The 1719-nt window shown below is 40.3% G+C and carries 2 protein-coding genes; both read right to left on the bottom strand.

The features are described 5' to 3' along the window. Positions 1–79 precede the first annotated feature (79 nt). Positions 80–1111: a RhuM family protein gene (gene rhuM, locus ACP45E_RS19680; RefSeq protein WP_069585458.1), complete on the bottom strand. Its 1032-nt coding sequence runs from the start codon at positions 1109–1111 to the stop codon at positions 80–82. Positions 1112–1280: 169 nt separating this feature from the next. Further along, positions 1281–1676 carry an ACT domain-containing protein gene (locus ACP45E_RS19675; RefSeq protein ID WP_017038130.1) on the bottom strand — a complete coding sequence of 132 codons (396 nt, stop codon included), beginning with the start codon at positions 1674–1676 and terminating at the stop codon, positions 1281–1283. Positions 1677–1719 lie beyond the last annotated feature (43 nt).

Below are 1719 nucleotides of genomic sequence, written 5' to 3'. Positions count from 1 at the left end.
GCTACCGCATTACGCCTTAAACACAATTATTACTGCAAACCAAAAATGCCATGCGTTGGCGGTCGGCTTGAAGCGTTTGTTAGGCATCTTGGATTGACAGAGCTTTATGTAACGATCTTGTGGTGATTTTTGCCGTTTCTTCTTTGAGTTCGTCGTATTCCCCCACATAAAAAAGCTCTAGATCAACATCGATACCTAAATGTTCAAGTTTCTTAATTTCCAAGAACTTTTCATACTCTTGTTGAGCATGCTCAACGGCATGCTCTTTTATGTAGTCAGAGTAACCCTCAAACACTTCATATCCATTAATTTCAAGTAACTTGTCCAACTGAGAATGTAACATACTCATTGTCATATCTTTACCAGCCAAAGATGTTGACTCAGCAAACAGCAAGAATTGCTCTGACAGTAAGTGCATGCGATAAATCTCATACTCTTTGAGGTAGTTTTTCCCGACAATCACTTCGCTTTTAGTAGGGACAGCACCATTAATAGACTGCATACCCATATTCACATCAGTATGATCTGCTCGGTCTAGAATCAATTGCGATGAAGTCATACTGGTAATTGCATGATGAAATTTGTCTTGCAGTAACGAATAAAAACGACGAACTTCTGCAGAACTTGGTTCATAGTCAGTTGCCGCAATTTTGAAGCACTCACGAACAGAAGCATAAACGTTTTTTTCGTTCGCTCTCAGCTCTCGGATCTTAGCTGCAAGTTCACTTAGTTTTTTAGGGTCTGACTTAAGGATGTCGTCGTTAATTAAATAACCATCACTCATGTACCTTGTGATGATATTCGTTGACCACACTCGGAATTGAGTTGCTTTTTGAGTATTCAATCGATACCCAACCGATATGATAGCGTCTACGCTAAAAAACCAGTCTTCGATGCCATTTGGCGTAAGAGCAAGTTTTTGTGCATGGTCTATACGACTAAGTTCTCCGGAGTTAAAAATTTCTTTGAGCACAGGAGTTAAGTCTTCTATGGACGTAGAAAACATTTCAGCTAATGTCGGGAAGCTAGCCCAGGGCTTACCTTCCATTAGTATAAGTTCAGCATCGTAACCGTCGTCTGTATAAATAACGAGCTCATTTTTATTATTCATTGATTTACCTAACCTATTTTATCAATACGCCTAACGCCGCATTAAGTGGTGAGCAACGCAGACCACTGCACTTAAAGTATTGTACCGTAAACACTAAATTCAGAGTAAACCAAAAATGCCGAGCGTTGGGAATCCGTCTTAAATGCTTTGTTAGCAATATGGCTCAACCCTATGCACTGAACTCTTCTAATGCTGAAACTGCCGCTTCAGCTTTACCACTTTGAACAAAGATATGATCGTGATAGTAAGCTGCAATCACATTAGCACTGATACCTTTTGATGCTAACTTGCTAGCCACTGCTGCTGTAAGACCAACAGCCTCCAAACTGGAGTGTACCGTCAGAGTGATTTGACTATATGTGCCATCAAACGACAAACCTGCCTTTTCTGCCGCTGATTTCTCTAGAACCAAAGTTAAACCCTCAGACTCAATAAACGTAGCAACTGGATTTAGCTCAACATAGTCCGTAAGAACACCAGAAACTGTGCAAAACACAAACTCTGACCCCACTAATTTTGGACTCATAGAACGCAATAGTTCATCTAAATTCGTGATTCCTGACATATTGATTTCCTCTTATATTGCTAACGCTCTGCTAAGCGGCAAA

It is taken from the genome of Vibrio genomosp. F10 str. 9ZD137, from assembly GCF_049974785.1.
Classification (GTDB): Bacteria; Pseudomonadota; Gammaproteobacteria; order Enterobacterales; family Vibrionaceae; genus Vibrio.
The sequence above is the reverse complement of the archived record's forward strand: the minus strand, read 5'-3'. Positions and strand labels throughout refer to the sequence as shown.